At 54.6% G+C, this 25283-nt stretch carries 20 protein-coding genes; 4 read left to right on the forward strand and 16 right to left on the reverse strand.

Translation table 11 applies throughout. The features are described from left to right. Positions 1-6 precede the first annotated feature (6 nt). On the forward strand, positions 7-861 hold the full coding sequence (locus tag ACMYSL_RS18780; RefSeq protein ID WP_434659460.1) for a helix-turn-helix transcriptional regulator: 855 nt from the start codon (positions 7-9) through the stop codon (positions 859-861). A gap of 16 nt (positions 862-877) precedes the next feature. Here the strand turns inward: ACMYSL_RS18780 and ptsP are convergent, their stop codons facing one another. The 5 genes from ptsP to ACMYSL_RS18805 are packed head-to-tail and all read right to left on the reverse strand — an operon-like array spanning position 878 to position 7132. Next, positions 878-3373 (reverse strand): phosphoenolpyruvate--protein phosphotransferase, encoded by a 2496-nt coding sequence (gene ptsP, locus ACMYSL_RS18785; RefSeq protein WP_434659462.1) that lies wholly within the window; start codon positions 3371-3373, stop codon positions 878-880. Between the two features lie 26 nt (positions 3374-3399). Then, positions 3400-4437 carry an aminopeptidase gene (ypdE, locus tag ACMYSL_RS18790; RefSeq protein ID WP_434659464.1) on the reverse strand — a complete coding sequence of 346 codons (1038 nt, stop codon included), beginning with the start codon at positions 4435-4437 and terminating at the stop codon, positions 3400-3402. Then, complete coding sequence (ypdF, locus tag ACMYSL_RS18795) at positions 4437-5519, reverse strand: aminopeptidase (protein ID WP_434659466.1); 1083 nt, start codon at positions 5517-5519, stop codon at positions 4437-4439. The genes ypdE and ypdF overlap by 1 nt, the downstream gene beginning before the upstream one ends. Before the next feature lie 18 nt (positions 5520-5537). After that, positions 5538-6785 (reverse strand): PTS fructose transporter subunit IIC, encoded by a 1248-nt coding sequence (locus tag ACMYSL_RS18800; protein ID WP_434659468.1) that lies wholly within the window; start codon positions 6783-6785, stop codon positions 5538-5540. Positions 6786-6805: 20 nt separating this feature from the next. Next, entirely contained in the window at positions 6806-7132 is a 327-nt protein-coding gene (locus ACMYSL_RS18805) for a PTS fructose transporter subunit IIB (protein WP_112214623.1), read from the reverse strand. Positions 7133-7888: 756 nt separating this feature from the next. Between ACMYSL_RS18805 and ACMYSL_RS18810 the strand changes: the two genes are divergently transcribed. Both ACMYSL_RS18810 and ACMYSL_RS18815 read left to right on the forward strand, forming a co-directional pair. Beyond that, the gene (locus ACMYSL_RS18810) at positions 7889-8971 is read left to right on the forward strand and encodes a porin (RefSeq protein ID WP_304257677.1); all 1083 of its coding nucleotides are present in this window, start codon (positions 7889-7891) and stop codon (positions 8969-8971) included. Positions 8972-9158: 187 nt separating this feature from the next. Then, positions 9159-10349 (forward strand): amino acid aminotransferase, encoded by a 1191-nt coding sequence (locus ACMYSL_RS18815; protein WP_434659471.1) that lies wholly within the window; start codon positions 9159-9161, stop codon positions 10347-10349. A 64-nt stretch (positions 10350-10413) separates the two neighbouring features. Here ACMYSL_RS18815 and ACMYSL_RS18820 read toward each other — a convergent pair whose 3' ends face one another. The 7 genes from ACMYSL_RS18820 to cmoM all read right to left on the reverse strand — a co-directional run bounded on the left by ACMYSL_RS18820 (position 10414) and on the right by cmoM (position 21142). Beyond that, entirely contained in the window at positions 10414-11061 is a 648-nt protein-coding gene (locus ACMYSL_RS18820; RefSeq protein WP_110275134.1) for an MBL fold metallo-hydrolase, read from the reverse strand. A gap of 13 nt (positions 11062-11074) precedes the next feature. Continuing rightward, positions 11075-11626 (reverse strand): YcbK family protein, encoded by a 552-nt coding sequence (locus ACMYSL_RS18825; protein WP_110275398.1) that lies wholly within the window; start codon positions 11624-11626, stop codon positions 11075-11077. A 300-nt stretch (positions 11627-11926) separates the two neighbouring features. Continuing rightward, entirely contained in the window at positions 11927-13720 is a 1794-nt protein-coding gene (gene ldtD, locus ACMYSL_RS18830; RefSeq protein WP_434659473.1) for a L,D-transpeptidase, read from the reverse strand. Between the two features lie 183 nt (positions 13721-13903). Continuing rightward, the gene (gene mukB, locus ACMYSL_RS18835) at positions 13904-18352 is read right to left on the reverse strand and encodes a chromosome partition protein MukB (RefSeq protein WP_304257668.1); all 4449 of its coding nucleotides are present in this window, start codon (positions 18350-18352) and stop codon (positions 13904-13906) included. Next, complete coding sequence (gene mukE / locus ACMYSL_RS18840; protein ID WP_110275138.1) at positions 18352-19056, reverse strand: chromosome partition protein MukE; 705 nt, start codon at positions 19054-19056, stop codon at positions 18352-18354. Before mukE ends, mukB begins: the two co-directional genes overlap by 1 nt. Beyond that, the gene (gene mukF, locus ACMYSL_RS18845; protein WP_142512458.1) at positions 19037-20359 is read right to left on the reverse strand and encodes a chromosome partition protein MukF; all 1323 of its coding nucleotides are present in this window, start codon (positions 20357-20359) and stop codon (positions 19037-19039) included. The genes mukE and mukF overlap by 20 nt, the downstream gene beginning before the upstream one ends. Before the next feature lie 3 nt (positions 20360-20362). Continuing rightward, a complete protein-coding gene (gene cmoM / locus ACMYSL_RS18850; protein ID WP_181482820.1) occupies positions 20363-21142 on the reverse strand; it encodes a tRNA uridine 5-oxyacetic acid(34) methyltransferase CmoM in 780 nt (259 codons plus the stop codon). Between the two features lie 120 nt (positions 21143-21262). Here cmoM and elyC point away from each other — a divergent pair, with 120 nt between their 5' ends. Next, a complete protein-coding gene (gene elyC / locus ACMYSL_RS18855) occupies positions 21263-22042 on the forward strand; it encodes an envelope biogenesis factor ElyC (RefSeq protein ID WP_434659476.1) in 780 nt (259 codons plus the stop codon). On the opposite strand, the gene ACMYSL_RS18860 is transcribed toward elyC, so the two are convergent. From ACMYSL_RS18860 to ACMYSL_RS18875, 4 genes are all read right to left on the reverse strand, one after another. Then, positions 22019-22912: a YcbJ family phosphotransferase gene (locus ACMYSL_RS18860; RefSeq protein ID WP_434659478.1), complete on the reverse strand. Its 894-nt coding sequence runs from the start codon at positions 22910-22912 to the stop codon at positions 22019-22021. The genes elyC and ACMYSL_RS18860 overlap by 24 nt on opposite strands. A 141-nt stretch (positions 22913-23053) precedes the next feature. Beyond that, entirely contained in the window at positions 23054-23800 is a 747-nt protein-coding gene (gene kdsB, locus ACMYSL_RS18865) for a 3-deoxy-manno-octulosonate cytidylyltransferase (RefSeq protein WP_434659480.1), read from the reverse strand. Beyond that, positions 23797-23979, reverse strand: a complete 183-nt coding sequence (gene ycaR, locus ACMYSL_RS18870; RefSeq protein WP_110275150.1) for a protein YcaR — start codon at positions 23977-23979, stop codon at positions 23797-23799. The genes kdsB and ycaR overlap by 4 nt, the downstream gene beginning before the upstream one ends. A 52-nt stretch (positions 23980-24031) precedes the next feature. Next, positions 24032-25261, reverse strand: a complete 1230-nt coding sequence (locus ACMYSL_RS18875; RefSeq protein ID WP_434659482.1) for a winged helix-turn-helix domain-containing protein — start codon at positions 25259-25261, stop codon at positions 24032-24034. Positions 25262-25283 lie beyond the last annotated feature (22 nt).

The following is a 25283-nucleotide window of genomic DNA, read 5'->3' on the forward strand; positions in this document are numbered from 1 at the left end:
CGGGCAATGAAAGAACCAGGCTTACCAGCAGATCAACAATTTTTTGCCGATCTCTTCAGCGGCCTTGTACTTAACCCGCAGAGCCTTGGCCGCGTGTGGTTTGCCACCCAGCCCGTATCGCTGCCAACGGGGAGCTTGTGTATCGAGCTTCCACGCCTTGATATCGTCCTGCGTGGCGAATACGGCAATCAACTGGAGAAACAGCAGCACAGCCTCACCGAAGGCGAAATGTTGTTTATTCCCGCCCGAGCGGCCAACCTGCCCATCAGCGATAAGCCCGTGATGCTGCTAAGTCTGGTGTTTGCTCCGGCCTGGCTGGGCTTGTCGTTTTACGATAACCGCACTGCGTCTCTATTGCGCCCGGTGCGCCGTATTGAGCTGCCGCACCCGCAGCGCGGTGAAGGTGAGGCCATGCTTACTGCGCTAACTCACCTCAGCCGCTCCCCTCAGCTCCAGGATATCATTCAACCGCTGGTGCTCAGCCTGTTGCATCTGTGCCGGGCCGTGGTGAATGCGCGTCCTGATACGCATCGCCCGCGTTCGGAATTTCTCTATCACAGCATGTGTAACTGGGTGCAGGATAACTATGCCCAGCCGCTAAGCCGCGAAAGCGTGGCGCAGTTTTTCAATATCACGCCAAACCATCTATCTAAGCTTTTTGCTCAGCATGGAACGATGAGTTTTGTGGAATATGTCCGTTGGGTACGAATGTCCAGAGCGCGTATTATTCTACAGAAGTATCATCTGCCGATCAGCGAAGTGGCGCAGCGGTGCGGATATCACGACAGCGACTATTTTAGCCGGCTTTTCCGGCGCCAGTTTGGCCTGACGCCGGGGGATTACTGCGCTCGGTTTCAGTAAAGCCGAAGCTTGAGTATCAGAACGTCAACTCCGCTTCCAGCAGCGCCAAAATGCTTTCGGCATTTTCAGCAGCGAACAGCGACTGACGGAAGTTTTTATTCACCAGTTTGCGCGCCAGCTGCGAAAAGACCTTCACATGGTTAATACCTTCGTCAGCACCGAGCGTCAACATAATGACCAGCTCCACCTCTCCCATTTCTGACTGCCAGTCGATGGGCTGAGTGAGGCGAGCAATGCTGATGCTGGAGTGGCGAATCCACTGTGATTTTGTATGCGGTATCGCCACGCCAAACCCGACCGCCGTAGTGACAATCTCCTCACGCTGCCAGACATCCTCTTCCAGCTCAAACGGATGTTCGGTACGCCCGTTAACGCCGAGGTTACCGCACAGGAACTGAATGACCTGCTCTTTGTTGGTGAGCGCTTCGCCGACGAAGATATTTTCCCGCGCCAGTAGTGGACGGACATCGTCTGGCGGCGCGAACTGATTGAGCAATTCCTCGATCTCCTGCGCACTGCGACATTCGCACGCCCGCAACGCCAGCTCCCGGCAGGCCTGGCTATCGAGCTGACGCAGCTGGCTTTTCACTGCCGGAATACGCGGACTGCTCATACTGAGCTCATCCAACTCCAGCCCGAGAAGCAACGGCAAATAGCGGCGTTCACCGCCCAGCTCGCCGCATATACCAACCCATTTTCCATGCTGATGCGCCACGCGGATAATCTGCTGTAGCATACGCAGGAATGATGGCGTAATCGGGTTATACAGCGTTGAGACGCGCGGATTGTTACGATCGACGGCGTACAAATATTGCGTCATATCGTTCGAGCCGATGCTGAAGAAATCCACCTCATCGCAGAAGTGATCGATGATGTAGCAAACCGAAGGCACTTCAACCATGATGCCCAGCGGAAGAGCCTCTACGTGGCGTAAGCCTTCTGTTTTCAGCTCTGCTATCGCTTTTTGCAGCTCGCTCTTGACCCATAAAATCTGATCGAGGCTGTGGACCATTGGGATCATCAACTGCGCGTTGCCAAACGTGGCCGCCCGCAGGACAGCGCGAAGTTGGGTACGAAACAATCCGGCGAACTCAGGGTAAATACGCACCGCGCGATAGCCAAGGAACGGGTTATCCTCCTGTGGGATCTTGAGATAGGGTATATTTTTATCACCACCAATATCCATAGTGCGAAAAATCACCGTTTTCTCACCGGCCGCCAGCAATACCTGCTGGTAGGCCTCAAACTGCTCCTGTTCGTCCGGGGCGCTGTCGCGGTCCATAAACAGCATTTCTGTACGAAACAGACCGATACCTTCAGCGCCGTTAACAAATGCGCCTGGGGCCTCCAGCGCAGTGCCAATGTTCGCCGCGATATCAATACGCTGATTATCTCGCGACAGTCCAGGCTGGGCGGCATCTCGCGCCTGCCGCTGCTGACGCTTACCCGCCAGATTTTGGGCGACCGCATAATAACCACTGACGGCGGCATCCGGATTAATAGCCAGCACGCCGCACTGGGCATCCAGCACCGCAGGCTTACCGGCATAACGCCCGATAGCCTCCAGCGGCAATCCGCTCAGCACCGGGATGGCAGAGGCGCGAGCCAGAATCAGAGTATGCGAGGTGCGCCCGGTTTTCTCCAGAATCATCCCGGACAGATGCTGTAAATCAAGGCTCAAAAACTGGCTTGGCGTCAGGTCTTCTGCCACAAGGATCGTCGGCTGATTCAAGACCAGCGCATTGCGCGGACGCCGCTCGGGCCAGGTGATATGCAGTAGCTGTTCGCTGATATCACGGATATCGCTCACCCGTTCGCGCAGGTAGTCGCTGGCAGATGCCGAGAGCTTGTCGCACACCTCCTCCATATTGGCAATAATCGCCGCGCCCAGCCCCTTTTGCTGTTCAACCATCAGGCGGCGAATGTTGCCCGCAAACTCATCATCCTGAATAAGCGACAGATGCGCGCTGAGAATGGTTTTACTCTCACCGTCACGTTCACGCAGCTGTTGATTAAGCTGTTCCGCAAGCGTCGCCAGACTATGTTCCAGCCGGGTGTTATCTTGCGCATTCGCCGGGATCGCCCGAAAGCAGTCCAGGCTATCGCTCTGCCACAAAACAAGCTCACCCGAGCCAACGCCGGTTGCCAGCACCGTACCGTACAGAACGTCCGGGTTTAGACGAGTCAGGGAACGCGGCAGCGGGTGCGCCGCCAGTTCGGCTGCCGTCGGCTGGACGCTGTCGCTGTCAATAAAGCGGTGCTGAAGATAATCCTCCAGCGATCTTCTGGCCTGCTCTTCATCGCTGCCGTTAATGCTCAAGCTACAGCTGTCATTAAACAACGTACCGGTACCAATCAGCGCCAGCGAGCTTTTCGCATCCGCCCGCGCGTTGTGGCGATGATTGATAAACGTGATGTCGCTTTGCCACTGGCCGCACTGCTCTTTCAGCTCCCACGCGGGGCGCGCGTGCAGACCGTTTGGCAACGGGCAGAGAAATTGAATCGTTAACATAACCGCTCCTGATTAGCGCGAGGAAATCATCTGAAATCCTGCAAATGAGCCACCGTCTCGCGCGTAAGACGAGTAATAAGGGCCGATAAAAGTTGGTGCGTCCAGTTAATGTCCCGGCAATCGGCAATTGATACGGCACAGTGTCCATGACGAGTGGCCGGCCCTATCACCACCGTCGGGATTCCGGTTCCGCTCAGATGAACCGCCCCGCCATCCGTTCCGCCATTGCTGAACATATCCAGTTGAAGCGGTACGTTGATCTCTGCGGCGACGCTCTCTACCCAGGCGGTCAGTTTAGGCGGCGCAATTAACGATTTGTCGGCAAGCACCAGCATCGGTCCTTTGCCAATTTGTCGATGGTTTGCTGCGCCATAATCGAAGTTTTTCGCCCAGCAGGCGGTGTCCAGCACAATGGCGACATCCGGTGCGACCGCACGGGCCGCCGTTTGTCCACCGCGCAACCCAACTTCTTCGCTGGAACTGGCTACCAGCCAGATTTCCGCGGGCAGTTCCGTTGCATGCCATTCGCGCAGCAGGCTGATTAACAGATAGCATCCCAGCCGGTCGTCAAAGGCTTTACCCATCACCCGCTGATGCGGCAGTTCCTGAAGTGCAGAGTCGAAGGTCACCCGATCTCCGGGATAAACCCCCGCCTGAATAACCTCATCATAAGAGCGAGCGCCGATATCGACGCGCAGTGCGCCAACCTCATTCCCGCTACGTTCACCGTCAAGCAACCCGGGGATTTTGCTGCACTTACGAGTGGTGATTCGCACCGGCTGGAGCTGACGCGCCGCCATTCGCACGTTGCCCACCGGCAGCACGTCAATCGCCCCTTCAGCCGAGATGCTGCGCACGATAAATCCCACTTCATCCATGTGCGCGCAGATCATCACTTTCGGACCGTCCGATTGATTCAGGCGGATCAGCACCGATCCCAAACCATCGAAACGCACCTCTTTATGTAGGCTCTCCGCTTCCGCCAGTAAAATCTGGCGCACCTCCTGCTCCGAGGAGGCAATTGCATCCGCCTCGCTCAGCGCTTTCAATAGCGATAAATCCATTACGCGACTCCTGTCAGTAACACGGTTTTTGGCATGGCATAGAGCACCTCGGCACCGTCTGGCGTCACCAGCACTACATCTTCAATGCGCACGCCGCCCTGTCCCGGAAGATAAATACCTGGCTCGACGGTCAGCAGCATGCCCGCTTCCAGCACCGTGGTATCCGCTGGCGAAAAACGCGGGTCTTCATGCACCTCAATGCCAATGGCGTGTCCGGTATTGTGGCCAAAATAGTCACCATAGCCCGCTGCGGATATAACCTGACGCGCGGCGGCGTCCACCTCGCAACAGCGCACGCCCGGACGAATCGCCGCTACCGCCGCGAGCTGGGCCTCAAGCACAATCTGATAGACAGGCCAAAGCGGGTTCTCTTGCGCCACGCCTGCTCCGGGCAGCAAAAAAGTGCGCGTCATATCAGAGCAATAGCCACGATACTGCGCCCCGAAATCCAGGGTGATAAACTCCCCTGCCTCAACGCGCTTGTCGCTGGCTTTCCCATGCGGTAGCGCACCGCGCCAGCCGCTGGCGACGATGGTATCGAATGAGGCTTTTTCCGCCCCTTGCATCCGCATAAACCACTCCAGCTCGGCGGCTATCTCCCTCTCACGCAGACCTGGCTGAATAAAGCGGCAGATATGTTCCACACTCACATCAGCAATCCGACAGGCTTCGCGAATGCAGGCGATTTCTTCCACCGTTTTAATCCGTCTTAGCGTATCGAGAGGGGCGCTCACCAGCCTGACCGGTAATGCCTCCTGCCATACGCGCGCCGTTTCCCAGCTAACCTGCTCACCTTCAAATCCCACCGATTTCAGTTTTTCGGCATCGATGAGCTGGTTCACGATGGTCGTCATCGTCTGCTCGCCGCCGAGCAAGTGAAGTTGATAACCGCTGACGCGAGCCTCGACGTCAGCGTAGTAGCGGGAATCGACCAGGATATGCGCACTTTGGCGGCTGACAAACACAAACCCAGAACTACTGGAGATCCCCAGATGCGGCTGCTTATTCTGTCGTGACGAAATCAGCACCGCATCCAGTTGCTGCGCCTCTAGCCATTCGCGCAGTGATGCAAGTAAGGTCATAATGGCAATCCCTTAAAATTAGAGGCTTTCGATCAGCAACTTGCCTCTGCGGTACATCATATTGCGTAAGAAGACGACCATCAGCGCCGTAATCACCGCCCCCAACAGGATCCCCGCCATATAAACGCCGAGATTGCTGACCAGCGGCCATGCCCAGATAGCCGATTCCGGGAACCACTGCACCGCCCCCAGCCATACCGCAGTGGTCGAGCCCACAATCGCACCCACCATATACGACGGAATAGCGGTGATCGGGCTTTCCAGCGCGAACGGAATCGCCCCTTCGCTGATCCCCATAAAGGCGAGGAACATTGCCGTTTTACCTTGCGGATAGAGCTGAGCGCTAAACAAGCGTTTGCCCGTTAAGCGACGATCGATAATCGTCGCCAGCCCCAGACCAATTGGCGGAATAACGATAGCGATAGAACGTGCGGTCACCGGCAGCACGTGATCGGTGGTGAAGCTGAACGCCACAAATCCTGCCGCTTTGTTGATTGGGCCGCCAAGGTCGATAGCCGTTGCCGCCGAAATTCCCATCGCGTACATCAACGTGCCCTTCTCTCCCGCCGCCGTCAGCAGCGCGCGAATGCCGCCGTTGATCCAGCCGCCGAACGGCGTAATCACGTAATACATCGCCAGCATGACGAAAACTGCGCAGAGAATGGGCAGTAAAAAGGTGGTTTTGAACGCCAGCAGGAAACCGGGAAGCTGGATTTTTTGGTTCATCCACTTCACCAGATACCCGGCGACAACCGAAATAATCAGCGCACCAATGAAGGTTGATGGCACCGGTGCGCTCGTCACCCATTGCAGGCTAGCCGGGTCAAAATTGAGCAGTTGCGTGGGCTGGGTGGACATCAGGCCGCCGATAAACCCCGCAGGAAACGCCAGCTTGCCGCCGATGGAGTTAGCGACAAAGGCAGCAAACATCGGAATAGCAAAGCCAAACAGCACACCGCCGAAAGATTGCGATAGCCACGCAAACTTGAGTAATGAAAGGTTAAAACCGTCGAATTTACCGCTGTTAAGCGCATCCATAATGCCGATGTCAGCGGGAATTTTCAGCCAGCTATAGGCAATCAATTGGGAAAAGGCGAGGATCACCCCGCCCATAATTAACGTCGGTACCATGCGCGAAATTCCCGACATCACATGCTGCGGTAATTCGCCCCAGAAGCTGTTGCGGGAGGCCTGAGGATTTTTTATAACCGCGGCCGCCCCTGATGCGCCAGGCACAACGGTTGCACTGCGTTTTTTAATGGCCATACGTGTATCCCTGTCGACAATTATTGTTGTTCTGCGGCAAGCATCTCTTCAATTTCTTTAATGATTCCGGCGGCGTTTTTGATCGCATCCTGTAGCGTGATTTCATAGACGTCGCGGGTCTCAAAACGCTCGTTGTCTTCTGGCGTTACGGCGACAGAATGGATAATTAACGTCGCTTCGGCGATATCCTGCGCCGTCAGGCGGTTTTGAATACCATCCGCCCCCTGGGTTTCAATTTTCACTTCATATCCGGCTTCAATCGCCGCTTCTTCCAGCGCCTGCGCCGCCATAAAGGTATGGGCCAGCCCCATCGGGCATGCGCAGACTGCAATCAATTTTTTACTCATTTCAAGCTCCTCGTGATAGTTAACGAGAGAAATTATGGCTGCGGGGAAGCGATCGTTGTTATCAGAGAAATAATGCTTTTACTGGACAAATAATCCCGTCATTCGGAATTGTGACGAGGGTCGGATTGGCGATTCTAAGACGAAAAATGCGCCGGCTTGCGGTCTTACCGGACTCACCAGCAGCATAAAATTATGCCAGTGAAACCCTACGTCACTGCGCAGCAGCAACCTCTTTTGTCAGGAAACTTAAACATCAACCTTGTTTATTCACATTTATGTTACGCACTATTTCGATACCCTGCGGACACAAAAACCGCACCTTATGTTCATAAATTGCCAAACCGGCTGATTATTTTGCTCATTTTTCAACCAGAGACCGCACAACTTGCAAAGACAGGAACTGAATAAAAAAGAATCAAAATAGTGACAAAAAATGCATGAATGCTCTCTTATCTAAATTAATCATAATTAATTCATATAGATATATATGAAGAGTGAGTTTTATCGGTAAATCAGAGCGGAATGTTGATTGAGTTCACAAAGTTCCCTTAAATACACATTTAGTTACACACAGTTTCCTTTAGTTACTCATATGCGACATTGGTAGCATTTTCCGGCTAGCGAAACGTTGTTCTGGATGGAAAGATGCCTCCAGACACCAAACTATCATCAATAGTTCCGTAAATATTTATTGACAGAACTTATTGGCGGCAGTGGCAAGTGTTCATATAAAAATATAAATGAGGGTAATAAATAATGATGAAGCGCAAAATTCTGGCAGCGGTAATTCCTGCCCTGCTGGTAGCCGGTGCAGCTAACGCTGCAGAAATCTATAACAAAAACGGCAACAAACTGGACTTTTACGGAAAAATGGTTGGCGAGCACGTCTGGACCACTAACGGTGACACCAGCAGCGACGACACCACCTACGCCCGTATCGGCCTGAAAGGCGAAACCCAAATCAACGAACAGCTGATCGGTTATGGCCAGTGGGAATACAACATGGATGCGTCCAATGTTGAAGGTAAACAGACCACAAAAACTCGTCTGGCTTTCGCAGGCTTAAAAGCAGGTGAATACGGTTCATTCGACTACGGTCGTAACTACGGCGCTATCTACGACGTTGAAGCGGCAACCGATATGCTGGTTGAATGGGGCGGCGACGGCTGGAGCTACACCGACAACTTCATGACTGCCCGTACTAACGGCGTGGCAACTTACCGTAACTCTGACTTCTTCGGCCTGGTTGATGGCCTGAGCTTCGCGCTGCAGTATCAGGGTAAAAACAAAGACCGCGACGTTAAGAAACAAAATGGCGACGGCTTCAGCACCTCGGCAACCTACGCGTTTGACAACGGCGTTGCGCTGTCCGCAGGCTACGCTAACTCCAGCCGTACTGGCGATCAGAAAGCTGATAAAAACGGCAATAAAGCTGAAGCATGGGCAACCTCCGCTAAGTACGACGCGAACAACGTCTACGCTGCAGTTATGTACTCCCAGACTTACAACATGACTCCGGAAAGCAGCGATGGTAACTACTTCGCAGGTAAAACTCAGAACTTCGAAGCTGTTGTTCAGTATCAGTTCGACTTCGGTCTGCGTCCGTCCATCGGTTACGTCCAGACTAAAGGTAAAGACCTGCGCTCTCGCGCTGGCTTCTCCGGCGGCGATGCTGACCTGGTTAAATACGTCGAAGTGGGTACCTGGTACTACTTCAACAAGAACATGAACGTTTATGCTGCGTATAAATTCAACCAGCTGGACGACAACGATTACACCAAAGCTGCTGGCGTTGCTACCGACGACCAGGCTGCAGTGGGTATCGTTTACCAGTTCTAATCAGCAGTACACCCCTTCGTGATATGCCTAAAAAGCAGGACTTCGGTCCTGCTTTTCTGCGTTCCTAAGATGAAGATCGTAACTTTTGAAAACCTTCTCGCTTTTAGTCGCAAACGGTTGGCAATTTGTAAATCTCCCGTTACCCTGATAGCGGATTTCCCTTCAGTAATCACAATGGAACCTCGTCATGTTTGAGAAAATTACTGCCGCCCCCGCCGACCCTATTTTGGGCCTGGCCGATCTATTTCGTGCCGATGACCGCCCAACAAAAATTAACCTTGGAATTGGTGTTTATAAAGATGAAACAGGTAAGACACCAGTCCTGACCAGCGTGAAAAAAGCAGAGCAATATCTGCTGGAAAATGAAACCACCAAGAATTATCTGGGCATCGACGGTATTCCAGAATTTGGTCGTTGCACCCAGGAGCTCCTGTTTAGCAAAGGAAGCGCGATTATTAATGATAAACGCGCGCGTACCGCCCAGACTCCGGGCGGTACCGGTGGCCTGCGCGTTGCCGCAGACTTCCTGGCGAAGAATACCGATGCTAAACGCATTTGGGTGAGCAACCCTAGCTGGCCGAACCACAAAAGCGTGTTTAACTCAGCCGGGCTGGAAGTTTGCGAATACGCTTACTACGATGCGGCTAACCACCGGCTTGACTTCGACGGTCTGCTGGCCAGCCTGAACGAAGCGCAGGCTGGCGATGTCGTACTGTTCCACGGCTGCTGCCACAACCCAACCGGTATCGATCCGACGCTGGAACAGTGGCAACAGCTGGCGCAGCTGTCCGTAGAGAAAGGCTGGCTGCCGCTGTTTGACTTCGCCTATCAGGGTTTTGCTCGTGGTCTGGAAGAAGATGCTGAAGGCCTGCGTGCGTTTGCCGCGCTGCATAAAGAGCTGCTGGTTGCGAGCTCCTACTCGAAGAACTTCGGCCTGTACAATGAACGCGTAGGCGCCTGTACGCTGGTTGCTGCTGACCAGGAAACGGTAGACCGTGCTTTCAGCCAGATGAAGTCCGTTATTCGCGCTAACTACTCTAACCCACCGGCTCACGGTGCTTCGATAGTGGCGACGATTCTCAGCAATGACGCGCTGCGCGCTATCTGGGAACAAGAGCTGACCGATATGCGCCAGCGTATTCAGCGCATGCGTCTGCTGTTCGTAAATACCCTGCAAGAGAAAGGCGCGAGCCGCGACTTCTCCTTCATCATTCAGCAGAACGGGATGTTCTCGTTCAGCGGCCTGACCAAAGAGCAGGTTCTGCGTCTGCGTGAAGAGTTCGCGATTTACGCCGTGGCATCCGGGCGTATTAACGTCGCCGGTATGACACCGGACAACATGGCCCCGCTGTGCGAAGCGATTGTTGCCGTGCTCTAACCTTGTCTTAAAAAAACAAAAGGCCGCATCTGCGGCCTTTTTTACATCCTTCAATCCGGCATCATTACCAGACCGGCATTTCATCCTGCAGAAAAGGGTTATGCAGGCGCTCATAGCCCAGAGTCGACATAGGACCGTGACCGGGAATAAACGACACGTCATCGCCCAGCGGCAATAATTTGCGTTTTATCGCCTCGATCAACTGATTGTGATCGCCGCGCGGGAAGTCGCTACGCCCTACTCCGCCTTTGAAAATCACATCACCAGAAATCAGTAGTCTGGAAGCATCGTCAAAGAAGACCACATGCCCGGGGGTGTGGCCAGGGCAATGCAGCACCTGCAGGGAAATATTCCCCACGCTAACCACATCGCCCTCATTCAACCAGCGATCCGGTTGTAGCGGCTGGCACTCATCCAGACCAAACATCCGGCTTTGCGCGGGTAATCCTTCCAGCCAGAACTCATCTTCTTTTTCCGGACCGATAATCGGCACGCCGTAATGTTGTGCCAGTTCCGCCGCGGCGCCTACGTGATCGAGATGACCGTGAGTGAGCAGAATCTGCATCAGGCTAACACCTGCCGCCGTCACTTCCTGTTTGATTCGCTCAGCGTCACCGCCAGGATCGACCAGAGCCGCCAGCCGGGTTTGTTCACACCAGATCAAAGAACAGTTCTGCGCGAACGCGGTAACCGGAATAATACGATAGTTCATGATGCTCCTTTCGTTACCAGTGCCGTACCGGCCCGGTATCAATATGCACAAAGTTGCTACGTGGGTAATATCCTACACCACCTGTGCGCATAGATAACGCCGCTTTGCGAACATTGCTTAACGAAATGCCTTCAATATGGAAATCCATGGCCTGACCCTTAGTGTGGTAGCTATGCTTCGCCACACCACGGCTTCGTGCCCGAAGTTCATCATTGGTATCGAGGGAACGATAACCAGAGATGAGCTGGACAGGCTTGTTGGTGCCAATTAATCCCTGCAAGCGATAGAGTTGATCGAACAAACCAGGATCGATGGATTTAATTTTATTCGCACGGTAGTCGCGGAAAAAATGATTAAGTCTTGCTAATTCATCCTGAATATAGCCTCTGCCATCGAAAAACTCCGCCTTGAGTGATTCACCAGTATGCAGGTTGTTCAGCGTCAAAATACGCGGTCGGGGGGTCGAGAGGGTGGCAAATGCCGGCGCAGGCAGAATGGCAGCAGCACCGAGCGCAGCTCCACCTAACGCCAGCAGTTTGCGGCGATTAGCGTCAAATTTGTCCATGATAATCAGGTCTACAGGTAAATGAATCGTAATATACTTTTCCCGCAATCCGCCTGTTAGCCGCCAGCACGCGCTCACCTCCCTGACAGCCAATAAATATCAGCCACAGAGAATTTGCTGCTTACCGCCACACGCATTTGCAGGATTATATGTATATGCACTTCTGGCGCACGAAAGGCACCTTACCGGGCATTATTGCCAACGTCAAGGTAGCCCAACCCCAGTAAACTCGGGCCTTGCAGACAACAAGGCCCGTTTTCACACAAAGATAGGACAACCGAATCCGTTGAACTACTTCATTTATCTGATTAATTGTTCAGCTTTAGACAGGATTTGTGCGCTGGATCGCGCGGTGAGATCGTAATTGTAAATATCTGTTCGATATTGTGTACGTCCATCCGTGCCAACAAAGGCGGTCAAATAATAGAGATTAACCGGGATATTCTGGCGAATATTCACGTAGCGGGTATTGCCCTGCTTGAGCGCATCTGAAATTCGCGCATCGTTCCAGCCAGCATCCTGCAGCAGCATATTCGCCAGCTCCGAAGCTTTATTAACGCGCACGCATCCGGAGCTCAGAGCCCGACCGTCTCTCTGGAACAGATTATGGTTCGGCGTATCGTGCAAATAGATAGCATCCGAACTCGGCATATTAAATTTATAACGCCCCAGCGAATTACGCGCACCAGGTGCTTGCTGGAAGCGGAACGGTAAATTCGATGCCGTTATGGTCTCCCAATCAACCTGCCACGGATCAATCGCTTCTTTACTGTTCCAGCCGCGCATAAGCGTATAACCATGCTGCTCAAGATAACCTGGATTATTGCGCACCTTCGGCAGAATATCTTTACGCGCCAGCGTCGGCGGCACATTCCACGGCGGGTTAACCACCACGTTGTTCAGCGCGCTGCTCATCATCGGCGTTTTGCGATCCGGACGGCCAACGATAACCCGCGATGCCAGCACCTGGCTGCCATCCTGGTAGTAGACCAGCGAAAACGCCGGGATATTGACCATAATTCCAGTCGACAAATTGCCCGGCAGCAAGCGCAAACGCTGAATATTCAGCGCCAACACGCCTGCACGCTGCGCTGGTGAAACATTGAGCCAATCACGAGTTGCCGGGCCAATGACCCCATCAGCCCCTAAACCTTGCCACGCCTGGAAGCGCTTAACACCTTCAACTAATTGCCGATCGTAAACGCCGCGACCGCTGCTTTTGGCCGTTTTCTCAGCGGATGGACTAACAGCTTCATCGCCAGGCAAAGCAATTTTGGCAGAATCATCCAGCATGCCAGTGCGCTGTAAAATTTCACGCAGCGCGCCTGCATCGTTGCTCCACTCCCCAGGACGCAGCGATGCCTTACTGGTGAGCTGCGGCCATGGACGCGAATCGGCAACCTGGGCTAATAACGCCTGGTGCATAGCGGCATACTGCGGATGCTGTGGCGAAAGACCGGCGATAAACTGCGGTAGCGAACCGTTATCCAGCGCCTGCTGCCACAGGTTAATGACTGATAGCGGCGGCGTCGACATCGTGTACGGTTTTGTGCCATACAGCCAGCGATTCCCCTGTGTCGGAATACCGCTAATAAAATGCAAATAACCCATCATGGCATCGGATAAGACAACATCACGCGCCAGGCCGTTGACCGCCGGGTCGGTCAGCAACTCTACCCATTTAGTGAACTGCGGTTGAAAACCGGCGATAGCGACTTCAGCCAGTTGTTGTTGAAACGCCTGCACCGCCTCACGATTATCCCACATCGGTTTCATGTCCCTGGCCGCATACAGCGATACCAGTGGATTCATAAATACCGGCTGATAACCGGATGGCAGAACGGCCTGAATATCGGCACGGCTTTTTATCGCCGCATCGGCGGGAAGCGCCTGCTCACCAGCCATTTTGGCGACCGCCGCAGATTGGCCTTCGCTCTGGCCCAGCGCAGAAGAGAGCTCTCCGATAGTTGCAGAGCTGTCTGTTGGTACAACTTCAGGCTCTTCGGCCTGGACATTGAACAGTGGAGCAAATGCAAAAGCCAGGCTCAGGCTGAGCACCGACAATTGACGACCATACCATTTCTTTAGCAACATCCCTTGCCCCCTGTTAACACATTGCCGCCCGCAAAATTGGGGCTCACTTTCAGTATATGAAGACGAAAACGCTTTTGCCTTCCCAAATGTAAAGAAGTTAAAAGATTATACAATCCTAAAATACAGGAACGGATAACAAAAAGGGCGACATCATGCCGCCCTTTGACTGGTCACCGAATAGACCTATGAAGCATCAGCCGTTCCCGGCAGCGTTTCAGGTAGCTGTGGGGCAAAGCCACGCAGCCCAACGACATGCACATGCTCGTGGTTATTCACCACTTTACGCACCAGTTTGTAAGTCGTCCCTTTTTCCGGGCTGATATTTTCAGGTGCCGCGATAATCAACTGCATTTCCAGACGATCGCACAGCTCGAACAGCGTCGCGATAGAACGGGCATCCAGACGCGCCGCTTCATCAAGGAACAGCAGACGACACGGCGAGATATCCTTGCCGCGCAGGCGCAGGGATTCATCTTCCCAGCTCTGCACCACCATCACCAGAATCGACATCCCGGTACCGATAGCCTCACCAGTTGACAACGCCCCGGACTCCGCACGCAGCCAGCCGTCAGAACCACGGTTAACTTCGACTTCCATCTCCAGATAGTTACGGTAGTCGAGCAGCTCCTCGCCAATGGTTTGCGGCGTGCGCTGGCCCATATCTATCTGCGGATTCAGGCGCTGATACAGCTTCGCCAACGCTTCCGAGAAGGTCAGACGGTTGCTGTTAAACAGGTCCTGATGCTGCTCGTGCTGCTCAGACAACACGTCCAGCAGCGTCGAGTGGGTCTCCCGTACATTGACGTTCAGACGCACGCTGTTGACCTGACCGAAGGAGACGCTCTGCAGCCCCTGGTTGAGCATACGAATACGGTTCTGCTCGCGCTGGATGGTCTTGCGGATGATATTGGCCACGCTGCGAGAGCTAATAGCCAGCTTCTGCTCGCGGTTGGTCAGCTCTTCCGTCAGACGGCTGAGTTCAATCTCCATCTGCTCAATCGCTTCGACCGGATCGTCGGTACGGATGATGTCCTGGCGAATACGCTCGCGCAGATGCTGATAGACGGCGACGAAGAACTGAATTTTACGTTCCGGGCGCTTCGGATCTTCAGAAACACGCAGTACATCGCGTAGATGCTCGTTATCCGATACCGCCAGACGCAGCGCACCGAGCGCCTTATCCGACATTGAACGCAACTCGTCAGCAGAAAGGTAAGCCAGCTCACGGCGATGCAGACGACGTTCTACGCCGTTGTCTTTCACCAGGCGCATCACCGCGCACCAGCCCGCTTTGGCGCTCACCACCTGTTCGCGCATTTCGCAGTAATCGCGCTCCAGCTTACGCAGCTTGCGGGTCAGGTTGTCCATTTCTGCTTCGCAGAAGGTCAACGCTTTCTCGAGCTGATTACGCCGCGAACGGTTGTTGCTGAGCTGAGCATGCAGCTCATCACGACGCAGACGGGCGCGCTCTTCAGCACCCGCATCAGCGCGTACGCCGATATCCTGCAATTCTTTATGCAGATCGTTGAGCAGCTCTTTTTTGGTGTCGTACGAGCTCTTCAGCGACGCCAGTACCTGGTTGTACTGGTTGAGCTGCGCGGCGTGGGTACGTAACGCTTCACGAGTTCGGGCGCGTTCCGCTTCCGCCTGCTCAAGACGCTGACGCAGCTTCTCGTTCAGATCGCTATTCCCGCTCAGCATCTCTGCTGAATCCGAGTAGCTAAAGTGGGCACGGCGCTGCACCACTTCGGTCAGCGCAAACGCCTGCTGACGCGCATCGCGTTGAGTCTGCTGCGAATACGCGTAATCTTCTTTTAACTGTTCAAACTGTTCCGGGTCGCTCTGGAGAACGGAAACCATCGGCTCCAGTTTCGCCAGTTGATTTCCATGCTGCTGGACGAAACGCGCGGCTTCCTGCGCTTCATCAAGACGCTCCTGGATTTCATCAACACGATCGGCCAGCGAGTCGTCGGCTAGCAGATTCAGGCGCGGTAGCAGACGGTTGAGCGCCGAAACGCCCTCTTTCGCCTGATCATACTGTACCCGGTTTTGCTGGTTATCGCTCTCGTGCGCGCTAAGCGCCCGTTCCAGCTCGCCGCGACGGGTGTTGAGTTTACGAATTTCTTCTTCCGGATCGTCCTCAAAAGCGACAGCCAGATGATTGCCGATAAAGCGGCTGAACGCCTGATGCAAACGCTGAGTTTTCTGCACATCAAACGACAACGTCGCAAAACGTTCTGACAGACCTTCACGCTCGGCGTGCAGCGTTTCAACGCGACTTTCGCGCGCGGCGCGGCCAAACAGCGGCAGCGTCGGGAAGCGTGAATAGCGCCACTGGCGATCGGCAATCTTAACGACAACCGCTTTTTCCAGTTCATCAACGCTGAATACGCTGTCATCAAACGACTGCGGATCTCCCTCGATCAGATAGAGATCTTCCGGACAATCTTCCAGCCCTTCCAGCTGTTCAGCAATGCGCGACAGGTCCGGTACCACAATCGCGTGGCGGGACGGTCCGTATAGCGCGGAGTAATACGGTGCATCGTCGAGGCTAACGTCATCATAGATTTCTGACAGCAGCACGCCGCCGAAACGCTCGGCTAGCGCATTCAGGCGCTGATCTTCAGAGCCGCCCGGCTGACTGAGACGCTCAATTTCATCGTCGATAGCGCGCTTGCGGGCACCGACTTCGTCACGCTCGACGATGGCCTCGCGTTCACGCTCCAGCAACTGCTGGAGATATTCAGTGACGTCCTGGCTTGATTCAAACTGCTCGCCGCTCTGCTCGCAAAGCTGGTTGAGGCTGTTCTGCGCTGCCAGCCAGATTGGCGCGCGGCGCATCAGAGTCTGAGTGCGCGATTGCAGCTGCTCCAGTTCCTGACGCAGGGTCATGCGCCGTTCACTGGCGGAAGAGACGCTATCAGACAACGAAGCAATACGGGCTTCCAATTCCTGATGCAGGGCTTCCAGCTCGTCGATATCGTAGCGTTTGCCCTGACGTTTGCAGAACTCGGTCAGTTGGCGCTCGGCATCCTGCTGTTCACGCAGGCGCTGTTCAAGTTCAGTCAGGCGACTGCGCAGCCCGTGGGCCTGCTCAGCCTGATGCCGCTGATTGACGCCATCGCGCAGCAGTTCGCGTGCTACGTCCCAGGCCTCGTTACGCGCCAGCGGGCCGTTGATCGATGCCACCAGTTGATACGCCTGCTCGAACTGGCTGTGCGCGGTTTGCGCCACGCTCATTTTCTGGTCCAGCGACAGCATTTTCTCCGTCGCTTCCTGCTCTTTCGCCTGGAAGGTTTCCAGCCACTCGTCGGCGCTCTCCGGGGTTAAGTCCGGCAGATGGCAGAGGGCTTTTGCCCGCTCCAGCGCCTGCAGCGCCTGGTTATACTGAATCGCACGAGTCTGCTGCACATCCAGCGCCTGCTGGTAGTCGGCCAGCTGGTTTTTCAGCTCATCCACTTCCAGCTCTGCGGCTTCGGCGCGGGCTTCGTTCTCTTCCTGCTGGTCAGAAGCTTCCGCTACCACTTCATTTTGTTCTTCGAGGCGAATCTGCAGCTCATCGAGATCCGCTTCATAGCGCTCGATTTTTTCCTGCTGGCGCAGAGCGGTTTGCACCAGGTTCAGGTGGTCGCTGGCGGCCTGGTAATCGGCTTCCAGATCGCCTTCCGCTCCGTTATGTTCCTGCAGTTCGCGCGCCATATCGACGTGCTTGTACTGCTCGGCGGCAAGCTGGGCGCGGGAAGTAAACAGATCCCGGCGGTATTCCAGCGCTTTGTCGAGATGAATGCGTCGCTCGTTGGCGTGGCGCATATAGTCAGCCGCCACGTAGTTGGTGGCTTCGCTGATCAGATGTTTGAACAGATCGCGGTCAGACTGCGTGACGCGAATCGCTTCCAGCGTCATGCGGTTTTCGCGCAACGCTGCTTCCATATCCTGGAACGCTTTACGTACGCCGCTGTTTTCCGGCAGCAGGTAGTCGCGCAGCGAACGGGTAATGGTGCTCGAAATCCCGCCGTACAGAGAGGCTTCGATCAGGCGATAGTATTTGCTACGGTCCGAGGCCGAACGCAGGCGACGAGCCACCACGCCCAGGTCAAACATCAGCGAGTGATATTCGGTGATAGAGTTGAACTGCTTGAACTGCACCCCTTCCATCGCTTCGAGTTTATCTTTCAGCTCGTTGAGCGTAACGACACGCGCCTGGCGTTCGTTAAGGGTTTCAGTTAGCAACTGAGTCGGCTGAATGGAGGTCGGCAGGCCCTGAATCGCAAAAGGTTTGATATCGACTTTACGATCGCGACCAGCGACCTGCTGTAGACGAACCCCAACCACCACGCGCTGGTGACGAGAGTTGATAACGTCCAGCACTGAGTAACAAACCCCGGCGCGCAGCTTACCGTGCAGACCTTTGTCGCGCGAACCGCTGGTGGCCCCGGCTTCCGTGGTGTTACGGAAGTGCAGCAGCGTAAGGTCCGGGATCAGCGCCGTAACGAAAGCCGCCATGGTTGTGGATTTACCGGCACCGTTACCGCCCGAAAGCGTGGTCACCAGTTCATCGAGATCAAAAGTACGGGCAAAAAAACCGTTCCAGTTAACCAGCGTCAGCGAGCGAAATTTACCGCGTTCAATCATTACTCTTCCTCCCCGCTATCCGGCTGATTCTCTTCATTCTCATCATTGAGCTGCAGGCGATTTTCCAGCGCCATGGCTTCGCCGTCGCGGATCATGCGCAGCTGCGCTTCGCGTGGATCGTCTCCAGCACGTACGTCAGCCCCGAAGCGGAAGACCGATTCAGTGATGCGGAATTTGCTGCTGTCATGGCCCATAAACCACACCATGCCAAGACGGCGCAGACGGTTAAGCGAGGCGCGCATTTTTTCCTGCAGTTTCTGACGGTCAAGGTCGGAACCAGTGGAGCGGTTATTCACCAGCTTCAGCAGTTTCGCTTCATCCGCCAGAGTCAGCAGCTCATCATAAAGCTCCTGCTGGGTGAAGATACCTTCATTCGCCAGACGTTCCGGGCTCAGGTAGAGGTAGCAAAGAATTTTACCCACCATCATATCCAGCTCGGAGAGCACCGAACGCGGGATAAGCGTGGTGGAACGCGGACGCAGGTAGAAAAATCCCTCCGGCGCGCGAATCAGCTCAACGTTATAGCGAGCATAAAACTCTTCCAGGTAATCCTGAAAATCCATTAAAAAGGCGTGATTATCCAGCTCGTCGAGACCGACGTGACGGCCCGCGCGCAGGGCGCTATCCAGCGCCGGGAATAACGGATTAGCCAACGCTTGCGCCAGTTTAACCGGCATCACTTGTTCAATATTTGTCGATGACATGCGCCTGTACCTTGGCTCCGTAATCATTAATCGGCTGCCATTTGGCTGGCAGTCCGGTGAAATCTGCTTGCGCTACGCCCAAACGTACCGCCTGGTCGACAACGATTCGCGCAACGTCAAAGTGGCGCGCACGCGGATACTGCGCCAGATATTCGCGTACCACCAGACCGAGATCCAGCGGCAGGCCTTTATCTTTATAAATCGCCAGTTGAGATTCGATGAGCGCCGCAAGCTGCTCGCGAATTTCGTTAAACTCTTCGTACTCAAGATCCGCAGGAAGTTCCCCGGTTACTTCTTCATCATGCAGCGCCATCTCTTCATCGCGCATATCAAGCAGGCGATCGGCGCTAGCATGAGTGAGTGCCCACGGTGCATCAAAGTAGGTCTGAACCGACTGACGCAGGCGCTGAGCGAAGACGCGGTTCTTATCCATATCAATCGCGGTACGGATAAACTTGTGCACGTGGCGATCGTAGCCAATCCACAGGTCAATAGCCTGTTGGCCCCAACTGACGATACGGTCCAGCTTGCTTTGCAGATCGAAAACCAGGCGATCGACGAAGTTAAGATCGTCGCGGGCCATGGTCGAATCCTGAATGCGCAGCAGGTTTGCCTGCAGCTTATCGCCGGCTGCATCCAGCGTATCCTGCAGTTCACGCAGAGTACCGGAGGTTTCCGACAGCAACAGTTCACAGCTGGAAATCGCCGCCCGCCAGTCTTTGTTCAACAGCTGAGCAATGTCGTCTTTCACCAACTGCTGCTGTTCGTCCATGATTCGTTGGGTGAGATCGATACTGTCGAAAATTTCCGCTACCGAGTATTTCAGCGGTGCGAACACATTACGGTGCCAGTGGAACTCATCGCCTCCCTCTTCTGCAGAGTCAGCGGCACGCTTTAGCTCACCGGCAACGATCGATAGCTGCATCGACAGACGCAGGGTGGAGAACTCACGCTGGCGAATATAGTAATCGGTAATGCCGATGCCTAAAGGCGTCAGGCGATAAATGGCATTGCCTTCGGTAATTTCGCTGGTAAAGCGGTTCAGCAGACGCTGGCGCACCATATCATTAATGGCATTATTGGCACGCTGGCTGATGGTTTCGCTGGTCTGCTCAAACGCATCACTGACGTGGCGGAACGCGTCCACCAGTTCTCCCTCGGTCATTTCCCCTTCCATCCGCTCACCGTTCAGCGTGGCAATCGCCAGCAGGAAAGAGAGTCTGTCGACCGGCAGCGAAATAGAAAAATCATTTTTCCTGGCCCAGGCAACCAGTTCGGGGACTGTCTGGGAAAATTCACTCATAGTTTATCCTTGCATCTGCGGCTTAAGCGCGGTGACATGAATGTAACGACCCAGGCTGATATACGGCTCCTGGCGACAGTAGCGCGTTTCCAGCTCCAGTAGCGCCGCAAACTTGTCGTGCTGTTGGCGTTTTTCACGCAGATAATCATGAAACACTCGCACTCCGGTCTTACCGGTAATCTGCCAGCCAATTTCTTCCAGCCAGCCATAAACCTGCTGCGGATCGCGCGGGTAATCCGGCGATAGCGTGCGTTTTTTCTTTTTCGGCATACCTAATTGCACATAGTCTAAATTTCCGACAACGATATTGCGCATCAATAGACCGTTAGCATTGTAGAACATGAGCGACAACGCGCCGCCGGGACGTAACATTGACCACAGCGTACGCAGCATCGCCTGCGGCTCGGCTACCCATTCCAGCACCGCATGAAACAGTATCAGATCGACAGGACTTTCCAAATGCTGCTCAATATCCTGAGCTGCGCATTGTACAAAATGCATGTTGTCGATCACACCTTTATCGGTAGCAGCCTGTCGGGCACGAGCCACCATTTCGCCGGAAAGATCGCATAATGTGACATGGTGGCCCATTTCCGCCACTTTGATTGCCGTTTGCCCTTCGCCGCCGCCCGCGTCAAGAACCCGCAGTGGTCCCGGCCCCATCTGGCTGAGCAGCGGTTGCAGATCCTGCCAGAGGATCGCCTGCCGCAGCTGGCCCTTGGTGGTACCGTAGATATTGCGCGAGAGCTTATCAGCAATATCATCGAAATTACGATCCTTCACGGATGACTCCACACGCCAACACAAAGCCGCTATTTTGTCATACCCGCGCGGAGAATGGAGCGATCTGTTATAAGATCCGGGCATATCTTTGGTTATATGGTTAAAAAGGAACCATCCGGCATGCTTTTTACGCTGAAAAAGTTTTTAGGCGGCATGATGCTCCCGCTCCCCCTCCTGTTATTGCTTATCGCCCTGGGGATAGCGTTGCTGTGGTTTAGCCGTTTCCAACGCACCGGCAAGCTCTGCGTGAGCCTCGGCTGGCTACTGTTGTTGCTTCTTAGCCTGCAACCCGTGGCCGACAGTTTGCTCAAACCTATTGAGGATAAATACCCGACGTGGCGCGGCGAAGAGCGTGTGCAGTACGTGGTTGTGCTCGGCGGAGGCTACACGTGGAACCCTGAGTGGGCTCCCAGTTCAAACCTCATCAGCAATAGCTTGCCGCGGTTAGCGGAGGGGATCCGCCTGTGGTATGCAAACCCGGGTGCAAAATTGATCTTTACTGGCGGGAGAGCAAAAACTAACCCGATGAGTTCCGCAGAAACCAGCGCCAGAGTTGCAGAGAGTCTGGGCATACCGCGCAGCGAAATTATCGTGCTGGATAAACCCAAAGATACTGAAGAAGAGGCTGCGGCGGTGAAAGAAGCGATTAGCGATGCCCCATTCCTGCTGGTGACCTCCGCCTCACACCTGCCGCGAGCGATGATTTTCTTTCGTCAGGCCGGACTGAACCCTTTACCCGCCCCCGCCAACCAGTTGGCGATCGAGTCACCACTCAATCCGTGGGAACGCGCAATTCCGTCCCCCGTGTGGCTGATGCATAGCGATCGGGTTGGCTACGAAACGTTAGGCCGCATCTGGCAGCGGTTAAAAGGATCCTCAGGCGAGCCAGGGCAAAATTGATTTTGCCGCAAGGTCGAAACGGGCGCGCTCAAAGCGCCCGGTATTCACCAGGTTTTCCACTTCATCCCACAACAGATACAACCAGCGCCGCCAGAGAAAAGCCTCAGCTACCGGCGCACGACGCAGATAGTGCCACAATAGCTGCTCTCCTTGCCCACCATCGGCCAGACGAAATAACTCAAATTCACGCGGAGCCCACAGCATCATGCCCGGCCCCACCATCGCCAGCAGCTGATCGCTACGCGCATCTTTCAGCATGCTGCGCAGCGTAAAGCTACCGTGCACCAGAACACAGTTATCATTAAAGTCTTTAAACAGATCTGCAAGGCATTCGCGAGTACGGAACAAAATACGTTTGTCCTGCATGGTCAGGCCGGTATCCTGATAGAGATTCAGCGTGCTCCATAACACCTCGATCCGTTGGCGATACCAGTGCGGCCAGAGGTTTTCCTGAGTGCTATCAACCATCCCTACGCAACCACCGCTATCCTGCCGATGCCAGGCCAGTAGCGCTTCAACGATTTGCTCCTGCAATTGTTCCCAGCGTTCCGGGGTACGGGTGGGCGCTTCAACCGAAACGCCACGCAGTCGTTCAATCAGCAGGACATCGGGCCCAGGTTGCTCTTCATGCGTCATCACGCCATAGACAACCGGCATGCGTACGGTTCCACTACGCGCCAGAGTCGAGATTTTCCACGCCAGCTGACGCGCTATACCCGGCGTCGTAAAACTACGCGCCAGCAGCGGCATTGGGTTTCCTTGAGCATCATATAGCGACCACAGCGCCGACGAAGGCTTTTCACTGACGCACTCCACGCGGCTTAGTTTTTCACCAAGCAGATGGCTCAGTTCGGTACGCAACTGTTCCATTTCAGATTACCCCTATGAATACTATCGATTTCATAATGAGCGTCTGCTACGGGGTTGTCATCGGGTAAGATCAAAATTGCCGCAAAAAAGTATGGAAAAATGGCCTGAATATATCCCCTCCAGACGGAGGGGATGAAAAGATTAACGCAACTCCGCGCGAACGCGTTCCAGATCTTCCGGCGTATCAACGCCCGTACCTGGAACCACTTCAGCCACCGCAACATGGATTTTTTCGCCGTACCATAGCACGCGCAGCTGCTCCAGCATTTCAATCTGCTCCAGCGGACTTGGCGCCCAGCTGACGTAGCGACGAATAAAACCGGCGCGATAGCCGTAAATACCGATATGGCGCAGCAGAGAGTCGCCGATAGTTTCGCGGGATTGAGCAAAACGATCGCGATCCCACGGGATGGTGGCGCGGGAGAAATAGAGCGCGTAGCCCGCAGCGTCCATCACGACCTTTACCGCATTCGGATTGAATGCTTCTTCGGCATCGTGGATTGGCACGGCTAACGTCGCCATGCCGCTGGTGCTGGCCGCCAGATTTTCGGCGACCTGACGCACTATCGCCGGCGGGATCATCGGCTCATCGCCCTGAATGTTAACGATGATAGTGTCGTCACCAAAGGCGCATTTCTCGACCACCTCGGCAAGGCGCTCGGTACCGGATTGATGATCTTCACGCGTCATACATACTTCACCACCGGCAGCTTCAACCGCGCGGGCAACATCCGGGTGGTCAGTAGCAACGATGATACGGTCGGCTCCGGACTCACGTGCACGCTCCAGCACATGGACAATCATCGGTTTGCCATTGATATCCTGGAGCGGTTTTCCCGGCAGGCGAGTCGAAGCAAAACGCGCGGGAATGATAACCACGAAGCTCATGACTGGCTCTCTTCTACGGCAAGCGGACGGGCTTCAGTTTCTAACAGTACAGGAATGCCGTCTCGCAGCGGGAAAGCCAGGCTATCAAGTTTGCAGATCAGTTCTTGCTTATCCTGGCTGTAATACAGCTTACCGTTACAAACCGGACAGGCGATAATTTCAAGTAAACGATGATCCATGATTCCTCCAGATGGACCGAATAGATTCCGCAGAAGCATACCACACGCAGGCTCAAGCGGCGTCAATTTCCCAACCCTGCCGTTGCCCGGTAAAGAGCTCCGCCGGCAGCTGCCCGCAGGCCACCTGCGTCGCGTCCTGCCAGCGGGCGAAATCATCAATCGCCCGTTTTAATCCCTTCTCCAGCCCCGATGTCAGCTTGACGCCATCCTCCAGCCATAGTGAGAAAATTTCCAGTATCCCGGTTTTGCGATGCATTTTGCTATCCATCCGCCCCACCAGCTTTCCCTGGTGCAGAAGCGGTAAAACAAAATAGCCGAACTGGCGCTTCGGTGCGGGCGTGTAGCACTCCAGCCGATAGCTAAAGTTAAACAGCTGTTCAGCCCGTTTACGATCCCATACGACCGGATCGAAAGGCGAAAGTACGGCGCTATGGCTGGCAGACAGTCTGCCGCCAGGTGCTGACTCCCGTTGCGCTAGCGCATCGCGATGGAGCCACATTTCACCCAGCGCTTCTACGTTCACCGGTACCACCAGCCCTTCTTCCTGCCATTTCGCCAGCAAACCAGGTAGCGAGGGTTGGCGCAAGCGATAATAATCCGCCAGCCACTGCGGGCGAAAAATCCCCAGGCTACGGGCGCTGTTGCGCAGCATAATGTCTTCTGCCTGCTCTTGCGAAAGCCCATCCCGCTCATCATTCCAGTGCGGCATTACCCGATGCATCAGGTCATAAACCCGCTGAAAATTGCGCCGTTCGACAACCATAACTTCGCCAGCGGTAAATAAACCTTCAAGGTGACGTTTATGCGGTTTCCACTCCCACCAGCCGCTAGTGCCTTTGCGCGGATGCTCGAAATCTGCCGAGCGGACCGGGCCGTTTTCAGCGATATGATTCAGTAATTCCTGAATGCTCTCGGCATGTTCGTCCATCCACTCTTTATGATACTTCCAGCCCATTTTATCCGGCGTCAGCATGCGGTGACGCACCAGCGAAAAGTCACTACGCGGTAAAAAGCAGGCCTCATGGGCCCAGTACTCCATCAGTTCACCAGTGCGTAGCGCCTCATCCAGCCAGCCCTGGTGATAGTGACCGAGGCGGCTAAAAAGCACCAGGTATGGGCTACGGGCGACAACGTTAATGGTGTCGATTTGCAGTAAAGACATCTGCTGGATAGTCTGCAAAATATCTTCGGGTCGCGCGCGACGGCGGGGCTTTTTCAGCAGCCCCTGCGCGGCAAGATGGAGATGGCGGGCTTCTTTAAGCGAGAGGGACAATACCGACATGCAGGTTCTCCATTAAGGGCTC

This window comes from Klebsiella sp. MISC125 (assembly GCF_051131775.1).
Classification (GTDB): Bacteria; Pseudomonadota; Gammaproteobacteria; order Enterobacterales; family Enterobacteriaceae; genus Klebsiella.

Coding starts and splice junctions, on each gene's coding strand:
- ACMYSL_RS18805 (WP_112214623.1), bottom strand. CDS start 7,132: ATGAGTAAAAAATTGATTGCAGTCTGCGCATGCCCGATGGGGCTGGCC.
- ypdF (WP_434659466.1), bottom strand. CDS start 5,519: ATGACCTTACTTGCATCACTGCGCGAATGGCTAGAGGCGCAGCAACTG.
- ACMYSL_RS18860 (WP_434659478.1), bottom strand. CDS start 22,912: ATGGAACAGTTGCGTACCGAACTGAGCCATCTGCTTGGTGAAAAACTA.
- ypdE (WP_434659464.1), bottom strand. CDS start 4,437: ATGGATTTATCGCTATTGAAAGCGCTGAGCGAGGCGGATGCAATTGCC.
- ACMYSL_RS18780 (WP_434659460.1), top strand. CDS start 7: ATGAAAGAACCAGGCTTACCAGCAGATCAACAATTTTTTGCCGATCTC.
- ACMYSL_RS18810 (WP_304257677.1), top strand. CDS start 7,889: ATGATGAAGCGCAAAATTCTGGCAGCGGTAATTCCTGCCCTGCTGGTA.
- ACMYSL_RS18800 (WP_434659468.1), bottom strand. CDS start 6,785: ATGGCCATTAAAAAACGCAGTGCAACCGTTGTGCCTGGCGCATCAGGG.
- ACMYSL_RS18875 (WP_434659482.1), bottom strand. CDS start 25,261: ATGTCGGTATTGTCCCTCTCGCTTAAAGAAGCCCGCCATCTCCATCTT.
- ycaR (WP_110275150.1), bottom strand. CDS start 23,979: ATGGATCATCGTTTACTTGAAATTATCGCCTGTCCGGTTTGTAACGGT.
- elyC (WP_434659476.1), top strand. CDS start 21,263: ATGCTTTTTACGCTGAAAAAGTTTTTAGGCGGCATGATGCTCCCGCTC.
- ACMYSL_RS18815 (WP_434659471.1), top strand. CDS start 9,159: ATGTTTGAGAAAATTACTGCCGCCCCCGCCGACCCTATTTTGGGCCTG.
- ACMYSL_RS18825 (WP_110275398.1), bottom strand. CDS start 11,626: ATGGACAAATTTGACGCTAATCGCCGCAAACTGCTGGCGTTAGGTGGA.
- mukB (WP_304257668.1), bottom strand. CDS start 18,352: ATGATTGAACGCGGTAAATTTCGCTCGCTGACGCTGGTTAACTGGAAC.
- mukF (WP_142512458.1), bottom strand. CDS start 20,359: ATGAGTGAATTTTCCCAGACAGTCCCCGAACTGGTTGCCTGGGCCAGG.
- mukE (WP_110275138.1), bottom strand. CDS start 19,056: ATGTCATCGACAAATATTGAACAAGTGATGCCGGTTAAACTGGCGCAA.
- ptsP (WP_434659462.1), bottom strand. CDS start 3,373: ATGTTAACGATTCAATTTCTCTGCCCGTTGCCAAACGGTCTGCACGCG.
- ldtD (WP_434659473.1), bottom strand. CDS start 13,720: ATGTTGCTAAAGAAATGGTATGGTCGTCAATTGTCGGTGCTCAGCCTG.
- kdsB (WP_434659480.1), bottom strand. CDS start 23,800: ATGAGCTTCGTGGTTATCATTCCCGCGCGTTTTGCTTCGACTCGCCTG.
- ACMYSL_RS18820 (WP_110275134.1), bottom strand. CDS start 11,061: ATGAACTATCGTATTATTCCGGTTACCGCGTTCGCGCAGAACTGTTCT.